The sequence below is a fragment of the Rhodococcus sp. no. 34 genome (genome assembly GCF_054589475.1).
Map to the genome: position 1 here is coordinate 192,243 of NZ_BAAILK010000049.1, position 396 is coordinate 192,638.

Sequence of the window (396 nt, forward strand, 5' to 3'; positions counted from 1 at the left end):
GCCTTCAGCGTCGCTTCGCGATCGAAGTCCTTGCCGTACACGGGAGTTCCCGGCTGCTGACGCCAGGAGTCGTCGATCGTTCCCGCATCGACGGGGTCGAAGCCCAACTGATTGATCAGATCGAAAACGACCTGCTTGTTCGCGTCGTCGTCGCCGGCGATGGGTAGCGCAATGCGCCCCTCCGCACCCTCCGGAAGCCCCTTCTCGAGGAGGTGCTTCCACCAGATTCCGTTGAACGCCTTGAATACCGGTACACCCAGGTGCTCCTGCACCCATCCGCTTTCGGTCTGCCCGTCCTCGATGGCGGAGATCAAACCGTCGCGCTGTTGTGGGTAGTAATTGTTGGTTTCGATGACCGGGGCACCGGCGACCGCGCCACTGAGAATCCCCGCCGGT

The 396-nt window shown here is 62.4% G+C and carries 1 protein-coding gene; it reads right to left on the bottom strand.

Going from position 1 to position 396, the window contains the following annotated elements:
• Positions 1 to 396: NADPH-dependent F420 reductase (locus ACYP01_RS29670; RefSeq protein ID WP_459683770.1), on the bottom strand; the 396-nt coding region annotated here is incomplete at both ends.